The 612-nt window shown below is 42.0% G+C and carries 1 pseudogene; it reads left to right on the top strand.

The window, feature by feature from the left end:
* Positions 1-88: 88 nt before the first annotated feature.
* Positions 89-418, top strand: a pseudogene (locus tag NXS07_RS20655) (PhoPQ-regulated protein); the annotation flags it as partial.
* Positions 419-612: the final 194 nt, after the last annotated feature.

The raw sequence follows: 612 nt of genomic DNA, 5'->3' as shown, positions 1-612 counted from the left end.
CGCATAGGTCAAAGAATTAAAGTCAAAGTCACCGTCTAAAGACGGTGGTTTTAAACCTTTCATATGGAAAAATAAAACGGAACGCACACTCACCGTGAATTTTTCAGAAAAACCTGTGAAAGTTACTCGTTGGACGGCTATAAATCTAGCTGCAAGAGATTTTCGTTACGTATGTGGTATCAGATATACTTCTTCATCACTCGAAATTAGCACAGGGGAAAGCGTTAAGATCCCATTGAGTTATAAAGCGCCCGGTTGGGAAGCTACTTATATAGAAGCAACCTTTCATGATGGATATGTGGCAACAACGCAGGTTTATATCACTCCAGATGATAAATACCCAGTAGTGGCTCCTCCTTCGAATGGTATAGCATGCCAAACTCTGCCCGGCCGTGGGTTAGGGGAAAATAAACCGTGAGTAAATAGCATCTCATCAAGAAAGAGCGAAGCGAAAGTCCCAGGACAGAAAATCTACAAAAAAGGTTTATGTGCCGGATGTCGTCAAATCGCAGCTTCGCTCCCTATGGATCTTTTTCTAGGGCGTGTTGACGTTTTGTGAAGGTAATCTGAACAGCATGATGATTGGGTATAATCAATTTCGCCAAAAACTCA

The sequence above is a fragment of the Xenorhabdus bovienii genome (assembly GCF_024721015.1).
Lineage (GTDB): Bacteria > Pseudomonadota > Gammaproteobacteria > Enterobacterales > Enterobacteriaceae > Xenorhabdus > Xenorhabdus bovienii.
This window is presented reverse-complemented; position numbering and strand designations above follow the sequence as displayed.